This is a genomic window from Klebsiella pneumoniae subsp. pneumoniae HS11286 (genome assembly GCF_000240185.1).
GTDB classification, from domain to species: Bacteria; Pseudomonadota; Gammaproteobacteria; order Enterobacterales; family Enterobacteriaceae; genus Klebsiella; species Klebsiella pneumoniae.
This window is the reverse complement of sequence record NC_016845.1, coordinates 912,485-932,976: the sequence shown is the minus strand read 5'-3', so window position 1 is coordinate 932,976 and position 20,492 is coordinate 912,485. Positions and strand designations below refer to the sequence as shown.

The window sequence follows — 20,492 nt, the reverse complement described above, 5'->3', positions numbered from 1 at the left end:
GATGGCCCTGTTTCGCTATCAGGCGCTGGACGCGCAGGGCAAAACCCGCCGCGGCCTTCAGCAGGCCGACTCCGCCCGCCACGCCCGCCAGCTGCTGCGGGACAAGGGCTGGCTGGCGCTGGAAGTGACAACTGCCGACCCGGCGCGGCGACTGTGGGCCGGCGGATCCCTTACCCGGCGTACCAGCGCCGGTGATTTAGCCCTGCTCACCCGCCAGCTGGCGACTCTGGTTGCCGCCGGGATCCCGCTGGAAAAGGCGCTCGATGCCGTCGCCCAGCAGTGCGAAAAGCCGTCGCTAAGAACGTTAATGGCCGGGGTGCGCAGCAAAGTGCTCGAAGGCCACTCGCTGGCGGAGGCGATGCGCGCCTATCCCGCCTGCTTCGACGGGCTGTTCTACGCCATGGTGGCGGCCGGCGAAACCTCCGGCCATCTCGACGGCGTACTGAACCGGCTTGCTGACTATACCGAGCAGCGCCAGCAGCTCCGCGCCCGCCTGCTGCAGGCGATGATCTACCCCATCGTACTGACGCTGGTCGCTATCAGCGTGATCGCCATTCTGCTCTCCACCGTGGTGCCGAAAGTCGTTGAGCAGTTTGTCCATCTTAAACAGGCCCTGCCCTTCTCTACCCGGCTGCTAATGAGCCTGAGCGACATCGTGCGCAGCGCGGGCCCCTGGCTGGCGCTGCTGTCGTTACTGGCGCTGCTGGCGCTGCGCTATCTGCTGCGCCAGCCCGCCCGGCGGCTCGCCTGGGACCGGGCGCTGCTGCGCCTGCCGGTCATCGGCCGCGTGGCCCGCAGCGTCAACAGCGCGCGCTACGCCCGCACCTTAAGCATTCTCAATGCCAGCGCGGTGCCGCTGCTGCTGTCGATGCGCATCAGCGCCGACGTCCTCAGCAACGCCTGGGCGCGCAGCCAGCTGGCGGCGGCCAGCGAATCGGTACGCGAAGGCGTCAGTCTGCATCGGGCGCTGGAATCCACCGCCCTGTTTCCGCCGATGATGCGCTACATGATCGCCAGCGGCGAACAGAGCGGAGAACTGACCGCCATGCTGGAGCGCGCGGCGGAGAACCAGGACCGGGAGCTGAGCGCGCAGATCCAGATGGCCCTCAGCCTGTTTGAGCCTCTGCTGGTGGTCACCATGGCCGGCATGGTGCTGTTTATCGTGCTGGCCATCCTGCAGCCGATCCTGCAACTGAACACCCTTATGAGTATGTAACTGTATTAATGGAGAAAACTATGCAACGGCAACGCGGTTTCACGTTACTGGAAATTATGGTGGTGATCGTCATTCTCGGCATTCTCGCCAGCCTGGTGGTGCCTAACCTGATGGGCAACAAGGAGAAAGCGGACCGCCAGAAAGTCGTCAGCGATCTGGTGGCGCTCGAGGGAGCGCTGGACATGTATAAACTCGACAACAGCCGCTACCCCAACACCGAGCAGGGACTGCAGGCGCTGGTGACCGCTCCGGCCGCCGAGCCGCATGCCCGCAACTACCCGGAAGGCGGCTATATCCGCCGTCTGCCGCAGGACCCGTGGGGAAATGAGTATCAGCTGTTAAGCCCGGGTCAGCATGGCGCCATCGACGTCTTCAGCGTCGGCCCGGACGGGATGCCCGACACCAATGACGATATCGGCAACTGGACCCTCGGGAAGAAATAGTGTCTCAGCGCGGTTTCACCCTCCTGGAGATGATGCTGGTCCTGCTGCTGATCGGCGTCAGCGCCAGCATGGTGCTGCTGGCGTTTCCCTCCGCCCGCACCCAGGAGGCCACACAGATCCTGGCGCGCTTTCAGGCGCAACTGGATTTTGTCCGCGAGCGCGGGCAGCAAACCGGTCAGCTCTTCGGCATTATCATCCACCCTGAGCGCTGGCAGTTTATGCGCCTGCAGCCTGCCGACGATAGCGCCCCGGCGGCGGCTGACGACCGGTGGGGCAACGCGCAGTGGCTGCCGCTGCAGGCCGGACGCGTCACCACGGCGGAAACCCTCCCGCGGGCCAGGCTGACGCTGCGCTTTCCCGACGGCCAGGCGTGGACGCCGGGCGAGCAGCCCGACGTGCTTATTTTTCCCGGCGGTGAAGTCACGCCGTTTCAGCTGCGGATTGACGCCGCGATGGGCATCAACGTCGACGCCCAGGGCGACAGCCAGCCGCTGGCGGCGCGGGAGCAGCCATGAAGCGTGAAGCCGGAATGACGCTTATCGAAGTGATGGTCGCGCTGGTGATTTTCGCCCTCGCCGGCCTGGCGGTGATGCAGTCCACCCTGCAGCAGACGCGCCAGCTCGGGCGTATGGAAGAGAAAATCCTCGCCAGCTGGCTGGCGGATAACCAGCTGGTGCAGCTGCGGCTGGAGAAACGCTGGCCTGCCCTCAGCTGGTCTGAAACCACCGTGGAGGCCGCCGGGACGCGCTGGTTCGTTCGCTGGCAGGGAGTGGAAACCGCGCTGCCGCAGCTGCGGGCGCTGGACGTGGAGGTCCGGCGGCAAAAAAGCGATCCCGCGCCGCTGGCCACCCTGCGCACCTGGGTGACGCCGCCATGATAACGAAAATACGCGGTTTCACTCTGATCGAAACGCTGCTGGCGCTGGCTATCCTCGCCGTCCTCAGCGCCGCCGCCGTGATGGTGCTGCAGAACGTCATCCGCGCCGATGGCCTGACCCGCGAGAAAAGCCAGCAGATCGCGGCCCTCCAGCGCGCCTTTCGCCAGATAGCCGACGATGTCACCCACATCATTCCCCGTCGCGCCAGAAACAGCGACACGTTTTTCTTCGCCGGACGTTTCCAGTTGCAGAGCGACGACTGGGGACTGGCCTTCAGCCGCAGCGGCTGGCCAAACCCGCTGGGGATCCTCCCGCGCTCGGAGATCCAGAACGTCAGCTACCGTCTGCGCCAGCAGCAGTTTGAACGTCTGAGCTTCGATCAACAGGATCCGCTGACCGGCAGCCAGCCGACGGTCCGGGTGCTGCTGCGCGAGGTCACAGCGTTTCGCCTGCGGTTTTACGCCGACGGGCGCTGGCAGGAAACCTGGGACCGCCCGCAGAGGCTGCCGCAGGGGCTGGAGATCACCCTGACGCTGGCGAACAGCGGGGAGATAACCCGCCTGTTTTTACTCACCCCGGGAGGCGGCCAGTGATAAATCGGCAACGCGGCGTCGCGCTCCTGATGGTGCTGTTCATCCTCGCCCTGATGATGATCCTCGCCAGCGCCATGACCGAGCGCACCGCGGTCATGTATCAGCATACCGCCGTGACCCTCGATAATTTGCAGGCCAGATGGTACGCCCTGGCGGCGGAAAATATGGCCGCCGCGCTGCTGCAACGCGATGCGCTGGACTCGCCCAGTCAAACGAACCTGGCGCAAACCTGGGCGCAGGAGGGGCGCCGCTTTACCCTCGACGATGGCGAAATCCGCGCCACGATCCGCGACGGGCACGCCTGCTTTAACCTCAATGCCATCAACCATCGCACGGATGAGGCTGGCGACGGAACGCCCTACCCGACCGACGTCTTCGTTCGGCTGCTGGCGCTGCTCGGCGAGCCGCCGCTGCGCGCCAGCCAGATCGCCGCCGCCCTTGGCGACTGGACGGACAGCGACGGCCAGCCGCGGCTGAACGGGGCGGAGGACGAGGTCTATATGGCGCAAACCCCGGGCTATCTCGCCGCCAACCAGCCGATGCAGGATGTCAGCGAGTTGCGCCTGCTGGCCGGGATGGACGCCGCGCTCTATCAGCGCCTGCTCCCCTTCGTCTGCGTCCAGCCGGATGACGCGCTGCAGGTCAATGTCAACACCCTGCGCCCCTCCCAGGCCGCCCTGCTGGTGGCCCTCTTTCCCGGCGATCTGACGCTGCAGGAGGCGCAACAGCTGCTGCACAACCGCCCGCGAACCGGGTGGAGCAGCGTCGCCGCCTTTCTCGCGCAGCCGACGCTGCAGAAAACCGATACCACGCTTGCCCGTCCCTGGCTGACGGTGCACAGCGCACGCTTTATCGCAGCTTTTACCGTGGTGACTGGCAATCTCCGCTTTCAGCTGTACAGCGTCCTGCAACAATCGGGGCGCACGTTTACCGTCGTCCAGCGGCGATATGGACTCTCTATGGTGGTCGATGAACAAGATTAATGCTTCTCCCCAGGCCATGCTGATCGTGCGCCTCGCCGCCGCGCAGGCGCCGCTGCACTGGCAACTCTTCGCCCCCGGCGAGCCGCACCACGAGGCCAGCGGCCGGTGGCCGACTGACGACGCCAGCCCTTTCCCGGCGCTGGCTGAGCAGTACCCGGCCTGGGTGCTGATCCCGGCCAGCGACTGCGCGTTTCACTCGCTCAACCTACCGGCGGGCCTGCGTAAACCGCCGCTGCAGGTGGCCCCGTTTCTGCTGGAAGAGCAGCTGGCAGACGATGTGGAAGCCACCCATTTTGCTCTGCTCCACCGCCAGCAGGCCCAGTGCGAGATCGTCGCCGTACAGCGGCAAAAAATGCGCGACTGGCTGGCGCGCTGCGAATCGCTCTCCTTACAGCCCCTGGCGTTGACGCCCGACGTGCTGGCCCTGCCCTGGCAACCGCCGGCGTGGAGCGCGGTGCAGGTGGACGAGCAGTGGCTGATCCGCCACCAGCCGTGGGGCGGCATGGCGGCGGAAAACGTCTGGCTGACGGAGCTGCTGCAGAGCGAGGCGGAAGAGCACGTCATCGACAGCTATTCGCCGCCGCCCGCGGCGCCGGGCGTCTGGCGGGAGCAGCCTGCGCAGACATTGCTGACCCTTGCCGCACGCCATCCGGCAGCGCAGAAACTCAGTCTGCTGCAGGGGGAGTTCGCCGTCCGGCGGCGGTCTGCGCAGGCGAGCTGGCGTCCGGCGCGGTATGCCGCGCTGGCTCTGGCGTTACTGGCAGGGGCAAACAGCGTGCTGGACCATCGCGATCTGGCGCGTCAGGCCGAGGCGGCGCAACAGGCCAGCCGGGCCTTCTATCACCGCTGGTTTCCGACGGAGAAAAAGGTGATTAACCCACGACTGCAGATGCAGCAGCACCTGCAAACCCTCACCCGTCAGGCGCAGCATGCCCCCCTCGTCGACCGCCTCAGCGCCTTGCAAAACATCCTCAGCGAAACGCCGGGGATCCGTCTGCGAGCGCTGAGCTGGGATGCCGCGGGCAATCGTCTGCAGCTGGATATCGCCGCGGTCACTTCCCGGGCGCTGGAGCAGTTTACCCAGCGGGCGCAGCCGCGGTTTCGCGTCCGGCCGGGCGACATGATCACGAAACCGGATGGCATTGAGGGACAACTGACGCTGGAGGAAAACGATGGCTAATCTGCTTATCTGGTGGCGGCAGCGCACGCCGTCGGAGCAGCGCCTGTTGCTTGGTCTGACAGGGCTGCTGGCGGCATGCGCCTTCTGGTATGGGCTGTGGCAGCCCTGGCGAGCCCGCGAGGCGCAGTGGCGGCAAACCCTGGTGAAAGAGCAGGCCAGCCTGCGCTGGATGACGGAGCAGGCTCCGCGCCTGCAGCAGCTCAGCCAGCAGCCCGCGCCGGCGGCAAAAGAGGCGCTCACCGCGCTGGTGATGCGCGAGGCGGCGAGCCACGGACTGACGGTCATCCGCCTGCAGCCGCAGGGAAAACGTCTGCAGATCACCCTTCAGCCCTGCGCTTTCCAGGCGCTGATCGACTGGCTGGACGCTCCGGCGATGCGCGGCGTCAACGCGATCTCGCTGTCCGTGACCGGGCAGCCGTCGCGACCCGGCTGGGTCACGGTCAACCATCTGCTGCTGGAGCGCGACGATGAAGGCTAACTGGATCGCGGGCGGACTGCTGCTGGTCCTCTATCTGTTGTGGCTCACCGCCACGGCTCCGGCGCGCCTGCTGGCCCCCATGCTGCCGCCCGGCGTACAGGTGGGGCAGTTTAGCGGCAGCGTCTGGCGCGGCGCGGCGCAACCGGTCTACTGGCATGGGGAACGGCTTGAACGACTGGCGTGGTCGCTGACCCTGGCGGGCTGGCAGGTCTCTCTCAGCGATCCCCGCGGCGTGATGGGTCAGGCCCGGCTGTGGGGCCTTCGCGATCTGCGCCTACAGGAGGGGCGGCTCACCGCCCCCGCCAGCCTGCTCAGCCGCTGGTTGATGTCGACTATGCCCGTCAAGGCCGCGGGGGAGGTCACCTTCAGCCTGACCGAAGGGCGGTTCAGCGACGGACGCTGCCGGCATATCATCGCCGGAGGCGCGCAGTGGCGGCAGGCCCGACTGCACTCTCCGGTCGGCAGCCTGGAGCTGGCCCAGGTTAATGGCACCTTCCGCTGTACGGTGGACGGCGCCGTGGCGCTGACTCTCCGTCAGGACTCTCATCAGCTGAGCCTCAGCGGCCAGGGGACTCTGTCGCCCGATGGCCGCTATCTGTTTCGCGGCACGCTACAGCCCCGGCAGGGGATGCCGCCGCTGCTGGCGCTGCTGGTCACGCGCCCGACAGCGAATAACGCCCCGGGCCCGACGCCGTGGCAGCTGCAGGGAAAATGGTTACCACAGGAGCAAAAATGACGACACTAGCCGCGTTATCGCTGCACTTTCCCTTTGTCTGGTATGGCTTTCTACTGCTGTTCGGCCTGGCGCTGGGCAGCTTTTACAATGTGGTGATCTATCGTCTGCCGCGCATGTTGACCCAGACCGCGGACGACGAGCGGATAACCCTCAGCACCCCGGGCTCTTCCTGCCCGCAGTGCCGCCAGCCGATCGCCTGGCGGGACAATATCCCGCTGCTCAGTTTCCTCTGGCTGGGCCGTCGCGCCCGCTGCTGTCAGGCGCCCATCGCGTGGAGCTATCCGCTGACCGAGCTGGCCACCGGCCTGCTGTTTATCCTCGCCGGAGCTTTGCTAGCGCCGGGCCTGCCGCTGGCGGGCGGCCTGGTGCTGCTCTCGTTCCTGCTGATACTGGCGAGGATTGACGCCCGGACCCAGCTGCTGCCCGATCGCCTGACTCTGCCCCTGCTGTGGGCCGGGCTGCTGTTCAATCTTAACGAGGTGTACATTGCCCTGCCGGATGCGGTCGCCGGGGCGATGGCCGGTTATCTGGCGCTGTGGTCGGTCTACTGGCTGTTCCGCCTGCTGACCGGGAAAGAGGCGCTGGGCTATGGCGATTTTAAGCTGCTGGCGGCGCTGGGCGCCTGGTGCGGCTGGCAGGTTCTGCCGCAGGTGCTGTTGCTCGCTTCGGCCAGCGGGCTGGTGTGGACCCTGCTGCAACGCCTGTGGACCCGGCAGTCGCTGCAGCAGCCGCTGGCCTTCGGCCCCTGGCTGGCGCTGGCCGGCGGGAGTATTTTTCTCTGGCAGCAGATGGTCTAGCGTTTGCGAACCGACTGGCCGGGCAGGATGCCGCCCGGCAGCGGCGGCTACGAGTATTTTTTGCTGCGGCGGGTCGGGGCGGCGTTGGCCGGATCGTCCGGCCAGACGTGCTTCGGATAGCGTCCCTTCATCTCTTTCTGCACCTCGCGGTAGCTCCCTTGCCAGAAGGCGCTCAGATCGCAGGTGATCTGCAGCGGACGCTGGGCAGGCGACAGCAGCTCCAGCACCAGCGGCACCCGTCCCTCGGCGATCACCGGCGTCGTGGCCTCGCCGAACATCTCCTGCATACGCACCGCCAGCGCTGGCGGGTTCTCCGCATGGTATCGGATCGCCAGGCGGCTGCCGGTCGGCACGGTATAGTGCGTCGGCAGCTCACGATCCAGCTTCTGGCGCAGCGGCCATGGCAGCCAGTCCTGTAGCGCCTGACGCAGATCCAGCGCCTTCAGCGTCCGCAGGGAATGAACGCCGTTCATCTGCGGCAGCAGCCATGTCTCCAGCGAGGCCAGCAGCGAAGCGTCATCCACTGCGGGCCATGCCTCTTCCGGCAGCCACTGCGCCGCACAGTGCAGCCGCAGGCGCAGCTGCTCAGCCTCTGGCGTCCAGTTGAGCACCCCGAGGCCTTTCTCACGAATACCGTTGAGCATCGCCTGATGCAGCTCTGCCTCAGAGGGCTTCGCCAGCGGCTGGGTCTTGATCACCAACTGGCCGATCACCGTCCGCCGCCAGGCTTTCAGCGTCCCCTGCGCTTCATCCCACTCCACCGTGTCGGAACTTTTCGCCAGTTCAGGGCGGGCGGCGATCAGCTCGCCGATTTCCACTGGCAGAGCCAACAGCATGCGGGCATCCGGCGAAGCGCTGCCCTGCAGCAGCAGCGGAGCGATAAGCCATTCATGACGGCCCAGCGCGTCGTCGGCGTCCAGCATCGCGCCCATGCCGTTCGCCAGCTGGTAGCGCCCCTCCTGACCGCGGCGGCGGGCGATGCGATCGGCGAAGGCCGACGCCAGCAGCCCCGCCATTAGCCCGGCATCGGGCTGGCCGCCGCGGCGGGCCAGGCGCTTCATCAGCTGCTGCGATCGCTGCTGCCAGTTGGCCTGCTGACGGGAAAAGACGGCCCCCAAATCCACCAGTCCGCCGCGCGGCGGCTCCTCGAGGATCGCCGCCAGCTTTGCCGCTGTCACCGCCTCGTCATCGGTCTGCGCGGCGGCCAGCATCGCCGCCAGCCGCGGCTCGTTGCCAAGCGCTGCCATTTTGCGGCCAAACGCCGACAGCCGCTCGCCGTCCAGCGCCGACAACGCCTCCAGCAGGCGGCGCGCGGCGGCCAGATTGACCGCGGGCGGCTGATCCAGCCAGGCCAGCGCGGCCGGATCGTGGCAGCCCCACTGCAGCAGCTCCAGCAACAGCGCCGACAGATCGCTGTGCAGGATCTCCGGCTCGCTCTGCGCCGCCGCCCGTTCCGCCTGTTCTTTGCCGAGCAAATGCAGGCAGATCCCCGGGGAGAGACGACCGGCGCGTCCGGCACGCTGCATCATCGATGCCTGGCTGATGCGCTGCGTCACCAGCCGGGTCAGGCCGGTGCGCGGGTCAAAGCGGGCGACCCGCTCCTGGGCGCTGTCGACCACCAGGCGGATCCCCTCGATGGTCAAACTGGTCTCGGCAATATTGGTGGCCAGCACCACTTTGCGCTTCCCGGCCGGCGCCGGGAGGATCGCTTTGCGCTGTTCGCTTAAGGGCAACGCGCCATACAGCGGGCAGAGAATGACATCCTCCGCCACGCGCTCCGTCAGCTGTTCCAGAACGCGCTGGATCTCGCCGACGCCGGGCAGAAACAGCAGCATCGATCCCTGTTCATGCCGCAGGAGCTCCGCCACCGCTACCGCCACCGCCTCATCAAAACGCTGGTGCGCGGAGAGCGGGCTGAAGCGACGCTCCACCGGATAAGCGCGCCCCTCCGAGACCACCACCGGCGCCTCCGGCAGCAGACGCTGCAGGCGATCGTTATCGAGGGTCGCCGACATGATCAGCAGCTTGAGATCGTCACGTAACCCCTGCTGGACGTCCAGCAGCAGGGCCAGGGCCAGATCCGCCTGCAGGCTGCGCTCGTGAAACTCATCGAGGATCACCAGCCCCACGCCCGTCAGCTCCGGATCGCGCTGGATCATGCGCGTCAGGATCCCCTCCGTAACCACCTCCAGGCGGGTCTGCGGTCCGACGCAGGTTTCGGCGCGCATGCGGAAACCCACGGTCTCCCCCGGCTTTTCGCCAAGCAGTTCAGCCAGCCGCTGCGCGACATTACGCGCCGCCAGGCGCCTCGGCTCGAGCAGGATAATGCGTCCCGCGATGTTGCCCTCGGCGAGGATCTGCAGCGGCAGCCAGGTCGACTTCCCGGCGCCGGTCGGCGCGTTGAGCAAAACCTGCGGCGCATGCTGCAGGGCGGATAACAGTTCTGGAAGGACAGCGGCAACCGGCAATGAGGACACAAAAGGCTCCGGGGGTTAACATTCAGGGGTTCGCATTGTAGCATCCCCCTAATTCATTACCGAGTCTCTATCATGTCTGAGCCGAAAAGGCTGTTTTTTGCGCTTGAACTGCCGTCTGCCGTCCAGAAGCAAATTGTCCAGTGGCGGGCAACGCACTTCCCCGAAGATGCCGGCAGGCCCGTCGCGGCGGATAATCTTCATCTGACGCTGGCGTTTCTCGGCGAGGTGAGCGCGGAAAAACAGCGGGCGCTGGCCGCTCTCGCTGGCCGGCTGCGCCAGCCGGGCTTTACCCTGACGCTGGACGATGCCGGACAGTGGCTACGTTCGCGAGTGGTATGGCTCGGAACCCGCCAGCCGCCGCGCGGCCTGCTGCAGCTCGCCAGCATGTTGCGCGCTCAGGCGGCGCGCAGCGGCTGCTATCAGAGCCCGCAGCCGTTTCACCCGCATATTACCCTGTGGCGCGATGCTCGCCGGGCGGTGCCGATCCCGGCCCCCGGCTTTCGCTGGACATTTCCGGTGAACGAGTTCGTGCTCTATGAGTCCAGCTTTAGCCGGGGGCGCACGCGCTACACGGCGCTGGAACGTTATCCGTTTGATAAGGAAAGTTGATGCAGTTTGATCCGCCGTTGCAGCCCGCCATTTTGCTTAAACGTTACAAACGATTTCTTGCTGACGTGGTCACCCCCGATGGCCGCGAGCTGACGCTCCACTGCCCGAATACCGGAGCGATGACCGGCTGCGCCGCCCCGGGCGACACCGTCTGGTATTCCACCTCGGACAATGCGAAGCGCAAATATGCCCACACCTGGGAATTAACTGAAACCCAGCAGGGCGCAGTTATTTGCGTCAATACGCTGCGCGCGAATTCTTTGGCGAAAGAGGCGATTTCCGCCGGAATAATTCCTGAACTTTCAGGCTATAACCAGCTGAAAAGCGAAGTGAAATATGGCGAAGAGAATAGCCGTATCGATATTATGTTACAGGCAGATGACCGACAAAACTGCTATATTGAAGTGAAATCGGTTACGTTGGCGGAGAAAGAATACGGTTATTTTCCCGATGCGGTGACCACGCGCGGTCAGAAGCATCTGCGGGAACTGATGGCCGTCGCGGCAAATGGCGACCGCGCGGTGATTTTATTTGCCGTCCTGCATTCGGCAATTGACCGTTTTTCTCCCGCGCATCATATTGATGCCAGATACGCACAGCTGTTAACAGAAGCCCAGGACAAGGGGGTGGAAATTCTCGCCTGGAAAGCGGAACTTTCTACGACGAGGATGACTCTGAATAAGCCGATCGCCGTGGTGTTAAACCCCGGTAAATAAGTGGCTAAATAGTGTTCGGGTCGCAAGCGCGAATACGCTTTTCTTCACAGGGTTGTCAAGTGTAACGTTTAGATAATTGCTATCCGGAAAAGCATCTGCTATTTATAGCGGCCTGATTTTCCCCCACATGGGGATCGATAGTGCGTGTTAAGGAGAAGCAACATGCAAGAAGGGCAAAACCGTAAAACATCGTCCCTGAGTATTCTCGCCATCGCTGGGGTGGAGCCGTACCAAGAGAAACCGGGCGAAGAGTATATGAACGAAGCCCAGCTGGCGCACTTCAAGCGTATTCTTGAAGCATGGCGTAATCAACTCAGGGATGAAGTGGATCGCACCGTATCGCACATGCAGGATGAAGCAGCTAACTTCCCGGACCCGGTAGACCGTGCCGCCCAGGAAGAAGAGTTCAGCCTGGAACTGCGTAACCGCGACCGCGAACGTAAACTGATCAAAAAGATCGAGAAAACGCTGAAAAAAGTTGAAGACGAAGACTTCGGCTACTGCGAATCCTGCGGCGTGGAGATCGGCATTCGCCGTCTGGAAGCGCGTCCGACAGCGGATCTGTGCATTGACTGCAAAACCCTGGCGGAAATTCGCGAAAAACAGATGGCGGGCTAATCCCCTGCTGCCTCACTCTCTGGCGGGAGTCTCTCCCGCCTGGTTCTGTTGTCCGTACCATGACTGACTCACGCTATATAGGGCGCTTCGCCCCCTCCCCCTCCGGCGAACTCCACTTCGGCTCTCTGATCGCCGCGCTCGGCAGCTACCTGCAAGCCCGCGCGAACCAGGGTATCTGGCGTGTTCGTATTGAAGATATCGACCCGCCGCGCGAAGTCCCCGGCGCCGCCGATACCATCCTGCGCCAGCTTGACCACTACGGTCTGCACTGGGATGGCGACGTGCTGTGGCAGTCGCAACGGCACGAAGCCTACCGCGAGGCGCTGACGTGGCTGGGCGAGCAAGGGCTGAGCTATTACTGCACTTGCACCCGCGCGCGGATCCACGCCGTGGGCGGGATCTACGACGGCCACTGCCGCGACCTCGGGCTGGGGGCGGAAAACGCCGCGCTGCGCCTGCGCCAAACCCGTCCGGTACTGCAGTTTAGCGACCGTCTGCGCGGCACGCTCATCGCCAATGAGCCGCTGGCGCGAGAGGATTTTATTATCCACCGTCGCGACGGGCTGTTCGCCTACAACCTGGCGGTGGTGGTCGACGACCACTTTCAGGGGATCACCGAGATTGTCCGCGGCGCAGACCTGATTGAGCCGACGGTGCGGCAGATTTCGCTGTATCAGCATTTTGGCTGGCAGGCGCCGGATTACCTCCATCTGCCGCTGGCTCTCAATGGCGACGGCAATAAACTCTCTAAACAAAACCACGCGCCGGCGCTGCCGGAAGGCGATCCGCGCCCCGAAATCGTCCGGGCGCTCCGCTTTCTGAATCAGGCGATCCCCGAGGAGTGGCAGGCCCTGAGCATCGATGATTTACTCGCCCAGGCCGTCGCCAACTGGCAGCCGGCGAAAATCGAGCATTCTCAAATGGCTCCCGCTGAGCTATGATTAGCCGCTATTTTTACACTGTACAGTTGATCTGAAGTCCGTCTGACACTACGAGGTGCACCATTTTTACCCGAGTCGCTAATTTTTGCCGTAAGGTGCTAAGCCGTGAGGAGCGCGAGGCAGAAGCCGCCGTCGAACCAACGCCTATGACGGTGATCCCGCGTGAGCAGCATGCTATTTCCCGCAAAGATATCAGTGAAAACGCCCTCAAGGTCATGTACCGCCTCAACAAGGCGGGCTACGAATCCTGGCTGGTCGGCGGCGGCGTCCGCGACCTGCTGCTTGGCAAAAAGCCAAAAGATTTTGACGTTACCACCAACGCCACGCCGGATCAGGTACGCAAGCTGTTCCGCAACTGCCGTCTGGTTGGGCGACGTTTCCGCCTGGCGCATGTGATGTTCGGGCCGGAAATCATTGAGGTCGCCACCTTCCGTGGCCATCACGAAGGGCATACCACCGATCGCGTCACCTCCCAGCGGGGCCAGAACGGCATGCTGCTGCGCGATAACATCTTCGGCTCGATCGAGGAGGATGCCCAGCGTCGCGACTTCACTATCAACAGCCTCTATTACAGCGTGGCGGACTTTACCGTTCGCGACTACGTCGGCGGCATGAAGGATCTGCAGGACGGCGTGATCCGTCTGATCGGCAACCCGGAAACCCGCTATCGCGAGGATCCAGTGCGCATGCTGCGCGCGGTGCGCTTTGCCGCCAAGCTCAATATGACCATCAGCCCGGAAACGGCTGAACCGCTGCCGCGCCTGGCCGCCCTGCTCCACGATGTGCCGCCGGCGCGTCTGTTCGAAGAAGTGCTCAAGCTGCTACAGGCCGGGTATGGCTACCAGACCTACATGCTGCTGCGGGAATACAGCCTGTTCCAGCCGCTGTTCCCGACCATCACCCGCTACTTTACCGAGCGCGGCGACAGCCCGATGGAGCGGATCATCAGCCAGGTGCTGAAGAATACCGATACCCGCATTCATAACGATATGCGCGTCAATCCGGCCTTCCTCTTCGCGGTGATGTTTTGGTATCCGCTGCTGGAGACGGCGCAAAAAATCGCTCAGGAGAGCGGCCTGGCGTACTACGACGCCTTCGCCCTGGCGATGAACGATGTGCTGGACGAAGCCTGCCGTACGCTGGCGATCCCTAAGCGCATCACCACCCTTATTCGTGATATCTGGCAGCTGCAGCTGCGCATGTCCCGTCGTCAGGGCAAACGCGCCTGGAAGCTGATGGAGCATCCGAAATTCCGCGCCGCCTATGACCTGCTGGAGCTACGCGCCGGCGCCGAGAACAACCACGAACTGCAGCGCCTGACCAAATGGTGGGGCGAATTCCAGGTCGCCGCGCCGCCGGCGCAAAAAGATATGCTCAACGACCTCGGGGACGATCCGGCGCCGCGCCGTCGTCACCGTCGTCCGCGCAAGCGCGCACCGCGCCAGGGTAGCGCATGACTCTGGTCTATATCGCTCTTGGCAGCAACCTTGCTTCTCCACTGGAGCAGGTGCAGGCGGCTATCCGCGCCCTGGGCGAAATTCCGCACAGCCGCGTGGTCGCCGTCTCTTCGTTCTACCGCACGCCGCCGCTGGGCCCGCAGGATCAGCCGGACTATCTCAACGCCGCCGTTGCGCTGGAAACCGCCCTGCCCCCCGAGACGCTGCTCGATCATACTCAGCGCATCGAACTGCAGCAGGGGCGAGTGCGCAAAGCCGAACGCTGGGGGCCGCGCACGCTGGACCTCGATATCATGCTGTTTGGCGATGCTGTCATTAACAGCGAGCGCCTGACCGTTCCGCACTACGATATGAAAAACCGCGGCTTTATGCTCTGGCCGCTGTTCGAGATCGCCCCGGACCTTCACTTTCCTGACGGCCCGGCGCTGCGCGCCGTGCTGGATAATCTCGGCGCGGAAAAGCCCGCCAGCTGGTAATCCCCTCTCCCTTTTTTAGCATTTGCGGCGATCGTCGTAATCGGTTGCCCAAAATCATTGCCCCTCTGAATGCTGCTGTTAGAATGCCGGTTAATATGACTTTCATCATCAGGAAATGTTATGAAACCGACCACCATTGCCCTGCTGCAGAAATGCAAACAGGAAAAGAAGCGCTTTGCCACCATTACCGCCTACGATCACAGCTTCGCGAAGCTGTTCGCCGATGAAGGCATAAATGTGCTGCTGGTAGGCGACTCGCTGGGAATGACGGTGCAGGGTCACGACTCCACCCTGCCGGTTACCGTGGAAGATATCGCCTATCACACCCGCGCCGTCCGCCGCGGCGCGCCAAACAGCCTGCTGCTTGCCGACCTGCCGTTCATGGCCTATGCCACCCCCGAGCAGACCTTTGCAAATGCCGCCATCGTGATGCGCGCTGGCGCCAATATGGTCAAACTCGAGGGCGGCGCCTGGCTGGCCGACACCGTGAGGATGCTGGCGGAGCGCGCGGTGCCGGTTTGCGGCCATCTTGGCCTGACGCCGCAGTCGGTGAACGTATTCGGTGGGTATAAAGTGCAGGGTCGCGGCGATGCGGCGCAGACCCTGTTTGAAGACGCGTTAGCGCTGGAGGCGGCGGGTGCGCAGCTGTTGGTACTGGAGTGCGTGCCGGTTGAACTGGCGAAGCGCATCACCGACGCTCTGACCATTCCAGTGATCGGCATCGGCGCGGGCAACGTCACCGACGGGCAAATCCTCGTGATGCATGACGCTTTCGGCATTACCGGCGGCCACATTCCTAAATTTGCCAAGAATTTCCTTGCCGAAGCGGGCGACATCCGCGCCGCGGTGCGGCAGTATATTGCCGAAGTCGAATCCGGAGTCTATCCGGGCGAAGAACACAGTTTCCATTAAGGAGTCTTGTTGTGCTGATTATTGAATCCGTACTGCTGCTGCGGCAGCATATCCGCCGTCTGCGTCAGGAAGGTAAGCGTATCGCGTTGGTCCCGACAATGGGCAACCTGCATGATGGTCATATGAAGCTGGTTGATGAAGCCAAAGCCAGTGCGGACGTGGTGGTGGTCAGTATTTTCGTCAATCCGATGCAGTTTGACCGCGTCGACGACCTGGCGCGCTACCCGCGCACCTTACAGGATGATTGCGAAAAGCTGAACAAACGTCATGTCGACTTTGTCTTCGCGCCGACGCCGGCGGAAGTGTACCCCCAGGGTACTGAAGGCCAGACCTACGTCGACGTTCCGGGATTATCCACCATGCTCGAAGGCGCCAGCCGCCCGGGCCATTTCCGCGGCGTGTCGACCATCGTCAGTAAGCTGTTCAACCTTGTTCAACCAGACGTCGCCTGCTTCGGCGAGAAAGACTTCCAGCAGTTGGCGCTGATCCGCAAGATGGTCGCCGACATGGGCTACGACATTGAGATCATCGGCGTGCCGATCGTCCGCGCGAAAGATGGCCTGGCGCTGAGTTCGCGTAACGGCTACCTGACCGCCGACCAGCGCAAAATCGCGCCTGGTCTGTATAAAGTGCTGAGCGCGGTGGCGGAAAAGCTGGCCGCCGGCGATCGGCAGCTCGATGAGATCATCGCTATCGCTGAACAGGAGCTGAATGAGAAAGGCTTCCGCGCCGACGACATTCAGATCCGCGATGCCGACACCCTGCTTGAGCTGACCGATGCCAGCCAGCGCGCGGTGATCCTGATGGCCGCCTGGCTGGGGCAGGCTCGCCTGATCGACAACCGGATCGTCACGCTCGCTCAGTAGACAGCGGGTAAAAATCGGGCAATACTGCCCGGGCTTTTCTCAGGGCGGGCGCCGTGTCCGCTCTGCTACATTAAGGTTGAAGGGTAGAAGTTATGATGCGTAATATGCTGCAGGGCAAGCTCCACCGCGTAAAAGTCACGCAGGCGGACCTGCACTATGAAGGTTCTTGCGCCATTGACCAGGACTTCCTGGATGCGGCCGGTATTCTGGAGAATGAAACTATTCACCTCTGGAACGTCACCAACGGCAACCGTTTCTCCACCTACGCCATTGCCGCCGAGCGGGGCTCCCGGATCATCTCCGTTAACGGCGCCGCCGCGCACTGCGCCAGCGTCGGCGATATTTTGATCATCGCCAGCTTCGTTACCATGTCGGACGAAGAGGCGCGCAGCTGGCAGCCTAACATCGCCTACTTCGAAGGCGACAACGAAATGAAGCGCCAGGCGAAAGCTATTCCGGTACAGGTCGCCTGATGGCCGCGACGCTGCGCTCAGGCGCAGCGTCGGTATTACCCCTGCGGCTGGTTACTGATCAGCCGCGACATCGTCTCCAGCGAATCCGTGCGTAAGATATATAACCGCTTTAACAGAAACGGATTGTCCCCCGGCTTCACCTTCCCACGCACCGTCGTTACCGCCATATGAAACCCGGCGTCATTCGCCGCCTGCACCGCCGTAGCGTTATAGCCGCCGAAGGGATAGGAAAGGTAGAGAACGTGCGGATTAAACTGGCTCAGCGCCCGGCGCGAGCGGGCGAAATCAAACAGAATATTATGGTAATTGCGACTGAATAAAATTGGCCGCCGGCCGGCGTCAACCCGATGCAGGAAGTGAGTATGCGACTGAATATCAAAGACGTCCTGGATCTGGCGTAGCTCGGAAATGCTCATAAACTGCAGGGATTTCGGATCCCACTTCTGCGGATGGCGCTTAATACGCGAGGAGATAATAAACGCGGTGGCATGGAAACCGTACTGTTTCAGCACCGGATAGGCGTAGCGGTTCACCGATTTCAAGCCATCATCGAAAGTGATCGCCACCGCCCGCGCCGGGAGATTGATTTTATTACGCACATAGCCTTCCAGCTGATACAGGGTCAGCGTGGTATAGCCCTGATCGCGCAGCCAGGTCATCTGATTCGTGAAGGCGCGAACCGAGGTGGTGGTCGACGTATGACGAAAACGGGTGTTCTCTTCATCGCGCAGAATATGGTGATAGGTCAGCACGGGAATACCGTGATCCTCCTGCGCGTCCAGACTACTGACCCACGCCAGTCGGTCGCCAATGCGGATCTGAAACCAGGTCTGATTGAGCCGGTCCTTCAGCTTGCTGAGGATCGGATAGCGCAGATTGTTGGCCAGCGTTCCGAACGGCGCGCTGCTTACCGAGGGAGCGTCATAGAGCGGTGTATCTTTCCAGGTGAGTAAATTTTGGTTACTCAGCGGTTTATTAAGATCCCCCAGACGGTCCTCCACCCGCTGCTTGCCCTGCACCGGCTCGAGATGCCCTTTATCAATAAACCCGGTGCCAAAGCCGAAACGAAACTCATAGTAGTCAGCCGCCGTCGGGACGACTGCGAGGATCTGCCCGGCACGAACATTGCCGACGCTGACCACATGGTTTCCCACCTGCGCCCAGATGACCGCGTCTTCGGTGGTTTGCATATAGCGCACAGCCTTGCCCTGCTGGCTAAGCAGGCTGGCGGAGGCGCTGAGTGAGGTCAGGAAAAGAAGCAGGGTCAAAAATCGGGCAAGCATACGCATCAAACCGTTATACCATCAACGGCGGTTATTGTAACAAAAGCGGTATCTGTCCCACTGCTTAATTTCCCCAGGCATCATGGCGCAACCGGAACGGGGTGTTCTTCTGCTGCTGATGCCACAGGCTGCTCACCATCGGCCCGCCCGCGCTGACGATCGCCTGGCGAAACGCCACGCTGCTTAACGTGCCTCGCAGGAGATACATTCGCTCAAGGAGTGGATAGCTGACGCCGGAGATCACTTCGCAGTGGGTATGTTTGTGACTCATCAGCGCCGCGGCCCGATAAGGCGCCGCACCGGTTTTGTCAGTGAGAAAAATGACCCCGTCCCCGGAGTCGGTGGCATGCAGCGCATCGCACATCATCCGGCTCAACATATTGCTGCTGAGATTGCGCCAGTAATTGACCGCCCGGCACTGGGCCAGCGGACCAAACTTTTGTTCAAGACGATCCAGCATCTCCTGCGCCAGCTCATCGTGACAGGTAATGACCCATCCGAGCATGCTTCCCTCCTTAGCCAGCGAATAATGTAGCAAGGTGAAGATGACGTATCGGTGATGGGAGTCAAAGATAAGCGGTTAGCGCTTCGCATATTTACTTCAGGAAGCGCTAACCATGATGAGTATCAGCTACGCAGGCCGCGACCGCGCTGAATTAACGACCAGCACAGCAGATAGAAGGCGACAATGAACACCACCAGCACGGCGAAGGTGGTCGCCAGCGGGACGTCGTTGATACCGAGGAAGCCGAAGCGAAAACCGCTGATCATGTAGACGATGGGGTTCAGATGCGACAGCCCCTGCCAGAACGGCGGCAGCAGGGTCAGCGAGTAGAACACCCCGCCGAGATAGGTCAGCGGCGTCAGCACAAAGGTCGGGATCAGGCTAATGTCATCGAAGGTCTTGGCAAACACCGCGTTCAGCAGCCCGGCCAGCGAGAACAGCACCGCGGTGAGGAGCAGCGTCAGGGCGACAAACAGCCAGGAGTGAACCTGGAACGGCACAAAGAATAGCGACACCGCAGTCACCAGGATACCTACGCACAGTCCTCGCGCTACCCCGCCGCCCACGTAGCCGGCAATAATCACATGCGTCGGCACTGGCGCCACCAGCAGCTCTTCAATATTGCGCTGAAACTTGGCGCTGAAGAAGGATGAGGCGACGTTGGCGTAAGCATTAGTGATCACCGCCATCATGATCAGGCCTGGGACGATAAACTGCATATAGGTAAAACCATGCATCTCACCAATGCGCGAGCCGATCAGGTTGCCAAAGATCACGAAATACAGGGTCATGGTGATCACCGGCGGCACCAGCGTCTGTACCCAGATGCGCATAAAACGGTGGATCTCTTTGGTCCAGATGCTTTTCAGCGCGACCCAATAAAGCTGCATCATGCTGATTCTCCTTTTCGCTCATGCACCAGCGTGACAAACAGCTCTTCCAGACGGTTAGCTTTGTTACGCATACTCAGTACCTGCACCCCCTGGGCGCTCAGCTGCGCGAAGACGCTGTTAATTCCCTGCTCACGCAGAACCTCCACTTCCAGCGTCGAGGTATCGACCAGCTGGTACTGGTAGCCTTCGAGCTTCGGCACCGGGCTTTTTGGCGCGAGGTCAAGAATAAAGGTCTCTGACTTCAGCTTCGACAGCAGCGCTTTCATCGAGGTGTTTTCCACCAGCTCGCCGTGCTGGATGATGCCGATGTTGCGACATAGCATTTCGGCCTCTTCGAGATAGTGGGTGGTCAGGATAATGGTGGTTCCGCGATCGTTGAGATCCTTGAGAAAGCCCCACATCGAGCGACGCAGTTCAATATCGACGCCGGCGGTCGGTTCGTCGAGGATCAGCAGCTTCGGCTCATGCATCAACGCGCGGGCGATCATCAGACGGCGCTTCATCCCGCCGGAGAGCATTCTCGCGCGTTCGTTGCGTTTTTCCCACAGGTCGAGCTGTTTTAAATACTTTTCACTGCGGGAAAGGGCTTCTTTACGCTCAACGCCGTAGTAGCCCGCCTGGTTAACGACGATCTGCTGCACGGTTTCGAACGGGTTGAAGTTAAACTCCTGCGGCACCAGGCCAAGCTGGCGCTTGGCATTGACGACGTCTTTCTCCAGATCGTAGCCAAAGACATTGACCTGACCAGAGGTTTTGTTCACCAGCGAGCTGATGATGCCGATGGTCGTGGATTTTCCGGCCCCGTTCGGGCCCAGCAGGGCATAAAAATCCCCCGCTTCGACCTGCAGGTCGATCCCCCGCAGCGCCTGAACCCCGCCGGGATAGGTTTTTTTGAGCTGTTTTAATTCCAGAGCAATGGTCATTAAATATCTCTTCTCGTGTCGTGACACGTCATTAACCCGC

24 protein-coding genes are annotated in these 20,492 nt (G+C 62.3%); 19 read left to right on the top strand and 5 right to left on the bottom strand.

Going from position 1 to position 20,492, the window contains the following annotated elements; translation table 11 throughout:
• Position 1 precedes the first annotated feature (1 nt).
• Genes KPHS_08850 through KPHS_08760 form a run of 10 tightly spaced genes read left to right on the top strand, consistent with a single transcriptional unit; the run spans position 2 to position 7,303 of the window.
• Entirely contained in the window at positions 2-1,216 is a 1,215-nt protein-coding gene (locus KPHS_08850) for a pullulanase-specific type II secretion system component F (protein ID YP_005225185.1), read from the top strand.
• A gap of 20 nt (positions 1,217-1,236) precedes the next feature.
• Positions 1,237-1,659 carry a pullulanase G protein gene (locus KPHS_08840; RefSeq protein YP_005225184.1) on the top strand — a complete coding sequence of 141 codons (423 nt, stop codon included), beginning with the start codon at positions 1,237-1,239 and terminating at the stop codon, positions 1,657-1,659.
• Positions 1,659-2,174, top strand: coding sequence for a pullulanase H protein (locus tag KPHS_08830; RefSeq protein YP_005225183.1), 516 nt, complete (start codon positions 1,659-1,661; stop codon positions 2,172-2,174). Before KPHS_08840 ends, KPHS_08830 begins: the two co-directional genes overlap by 1 nt.
• The gene (locus KPHS_08820; protein ID YP_005225182.1) at positions 2,171-2,536 is read left to right on the top strand and encodes a pullulanase I protein; all 366 of its coding nucleotides are present in this window, start codon (positions 2,171-2,173) and stop codon (positions 2,534-2,536) included. The genes KPHS_08830 and KPHS_08820 overlap by 4 nt, the downstream gene beginning before the upstream one ends.
• Positions 2,533-3,129 (top strand): general secretion pathway protein J, encoded by a 597-nt coding sequence (locus KPHS_08810; RefSeq protein YP_005225181.1) that lies wholly within the window; start codon positions 2,533-2,535, stop codon positions 3,127-3,129. The genes KPHS_08820 and KPHS_08810 overlap by 4 nt, the downstream gene beginning before the upstream one ends.
• Before the next feature lie 29 nt (positions 3,130-3,158).
• The gene (locus KPHS_08800) at positions 3,159-4,112 is read left to right on the top strand and encodes a pullulanase-specific type II secretion system component K (protein ID YP_005225180.1); all 954 of its coding nucleotides are present in this window, start codon (positions 3,159-3,161) and stop codon (positions 4,110-4,112) included.
• Positions 4,099-5,292, top strand: a complete 1,194-nt coding sequence (locus tag KPHS_08790) for a pullulanase L protein (protein YP_005225179.1) — start codon at positions 4,099-4,101, stop codon at positions 5,290-5,292. The genes KPHS_08800 and KPHS_08790 overlap by 14 nt, the downstream gene beginning before the upstream one ends.
• Positions 5,285-5,770 carry a general secretion pathway protein M gene (locus KPHS_08780; protein YP_005225178.1) on the top strand — a complete coding sequence of 162 codons (486 nt, stop codon included), beginning with the start codon at positions 5,285-5,287 and terminating at the stop codon, positions 5,768-5,770. The genes KPHS_08790 and KPHS_08780 overlap by 8 nt, the downstream gene beginning before the upstream one ends.
• Positions 5,760-6,506 (top strand): pullulanase N protein, encoded by a 747-nt coding sequence (locus KPHS_08770; protein YP_005225177.1) that lies wholly within the window; start codon positions 5,760-5,762, stop codon positions 6,504-6,506. The genes KPHS_08780 and KPHS_08770 overlap by 11 nt, the downstream gene beginning before the upstream one ends.
• Positions 6,503-7,303: a pullulanase Q protein gene (locus tag KPHS_08760; RefSeq protein ID YP_005225176.1), complete on the top strand. Its 801-nt coding sequence runs from the start codon at positions 6,503-6,505 to the stop codon at positions 7,301-7,303. Before KPHS_08770 ends, KPHS_08760 begins: the two co-directional genes overlap by 4 nt.
• 47 nt (positions 7,304-7,350) lie before the next feature.
• Here the strand turns inward: KPHS_08760 and KPHS_08750 are convergent, their stop codons facing one another.
• Entirely contained in the window at positions 7,351-9,780 is a 2,430-nt protein-coding gene (locus tag KPHS_08750) for an ATP-dependent helicase (protein ID YP_005225175.1), read from the bottom strand.
• A 72-nt stretch (positions 9,781-9,852) separates the two neighbouring features.
• Here KPHS_08750 and KPHS_08740 point away from each other — a divergent pair, with 72 nt between their 5' ends.
• The 9 genes from KPHS_08740 to KPHS_08660 all read left to right on the top strand — a co-directional run bounded on the left by KPHS_08740 (position 9,853) and on the right by KPHS_08660 (position 16,848).
• On the top strand, positions 9,853-10,389 hold the full coding sequence (locus KPHS_08740; RefSeq protein YP_005225174.1) for a 2'-5' RNA ligase: 537 nt from the start codon (positions 9,853-9,855) through the stop codon (positions 10,387-10,389).
• On the top strand, positions 10,389-11,105 hold the full coding sequence (locus tag KPHS_08730) for a sugar fermentation stimulation protein A (RefSeq protein ID YP_005225173.1): 717 nt from the start codon (positions 10,389-10,391) through the stop codon (positions 11,103-11,105). Before KPHS_08740 ends, KPHS_08730 begins: the two co-directional genes overlap by 1 nt.
• A gap of 162 nt (positions 11,106-11,267) precedes the next feature.
• Positions 11,268-11,723, top strand: coding sequence for a DnaK suppressor protein (locus tag KPHS_08720; protein ID YP_005225172.1), 456 nt, complete (start codon positions 11,268-11,270; stop codon positions 11,721-11,723).
• A 59-nt stretch (positions 11,724-11,782) separates the two neighbouring features.
• Complete coding sequence (locus tag KPHS_08710) at positions 11,783-12,664, top strand: glutamyl-Q tRNA(Asp) synthetase (protein ID YP_005225171.1); 882 nt, start codon at positions 11,783-11,785, stop codon at positions 12,662-12,664.
• 146 nt (positions 12,665-12,810) lie between these two features.
• A complete protein-coding gene (locus KPHS_08700) occupies positions 12,811-14,121 on the top strand; it encodes a poly(A) polymerase I (protein ID YP_005225170.1) in 1,311 nt (436 codons plus the stop codon).
• Complete coding sequence (locus KPHS_08690) at positions 14,118-14,597, top strand: 2-amino-4-hydroxy-6-hydroxymethyldihydropteridine diphosphokinase (RefSeq protein YP_005225169.1); 480 nt, start codon at positions 14,118-14,120, stop codon at positions 14,595-14,597. The genes KPHS_08700 and KPHS_08690 overlap by 4 nt, the downstream gene beginning before the upstream one ends.
• A 120-nt stretch (positions 14,598-14,717) precedes the next feature.
• Complete coding sequence (locus KPHS_08680; protein YP_005225168.1) at positions 14,718-15,509, top strand: 3-methyl-2-oxobutanoate hydroxymethyltransferase; 792 nt, start codon at positions 14,718-14,720, stop codon at positions 15,507-15,509.
• Positions 15,510-15,520: 11 nt separating this feature from the next.
• Positions 15,521-16,375 carry a pantoate--beta-alanine ligase gene (locus tag KPHS_08670; RefSeq protein YP_005225167.1) on the top strand — a complete coding sequence of 285 codons (855 nt, stop codon included), beginning with the start codon at positions 15,521-15,523 and terminating at the stop codon, positions 16,373-16,375.
• A gap of 95 nt (positions 16,376-16,470) precedes the next feature.
• Entirely contained in the window at positions 16,471-16,848 is a 378-nt protein-coding gene (locus KPHS_08660) for an aspartate alpha-decarboxylase (RefSeq protein YP_005225166.1), read from the top strand.
• Between the two features lie 35 nt (positions 16,849-16,883).
• Here KPHS_08660 and KPHS_08650 read toward each other — a convergent pair whose 3' ends face one another.
• From KPHS_08650 to KPHS_08620, 4 genes are all read right to left on the bottom strand, one after another.
• A complete protein-coding gene (locus tag KPHS_08650; protein YP_005225165.1) occupies positions 16,884-18,137 on the bottom strand; it encodes a polysaccharide deacetylase family protein in 1,254 nt (417 codons plus the stop codon).
• A gap of 58 nt (positions 18,138-18,195) precedes the next feature.
• Positions 18,196-18,636 (bottom strand): putative PTS enzyme II B component, encoded by a 441-nt coding sequence (locus KPHS_08640; RefSeq protein ID YP_005225164.1) that lies wholly within the window; start codon positions 18,634-18,636, stop codon positions 18,196-18,198.
• A 122-nt stretch (positions 18,637-18,758) separates the two neighbouring features.
• Complete coding sequence (locus KPHS_08630; RefSeq protein ID YP_005225163.1) at positions 18,759-19,526, bottom strand: ABC transporter permease; 768 nt, start codon at positions 19,524-19,526, stop codon at positions 18,759-18,761.
• Positions 19,526-20,452 (bottom strand): ATPase, encoded by a 927-nt coding sequence (locus KPHS_08620; protein YP_005225162.1) that lies wholly within the window; start codon positions 20,450-20,452, stop codon positions 19,526-19,528. The genes KPHS_08630 and KPHS_08620 overlap by 1 nt, the downstream gene beginning before the upstream one ends.
• Between the last annotated feature and the right edge of the window lie 40 nt (positions 20,453-20,492).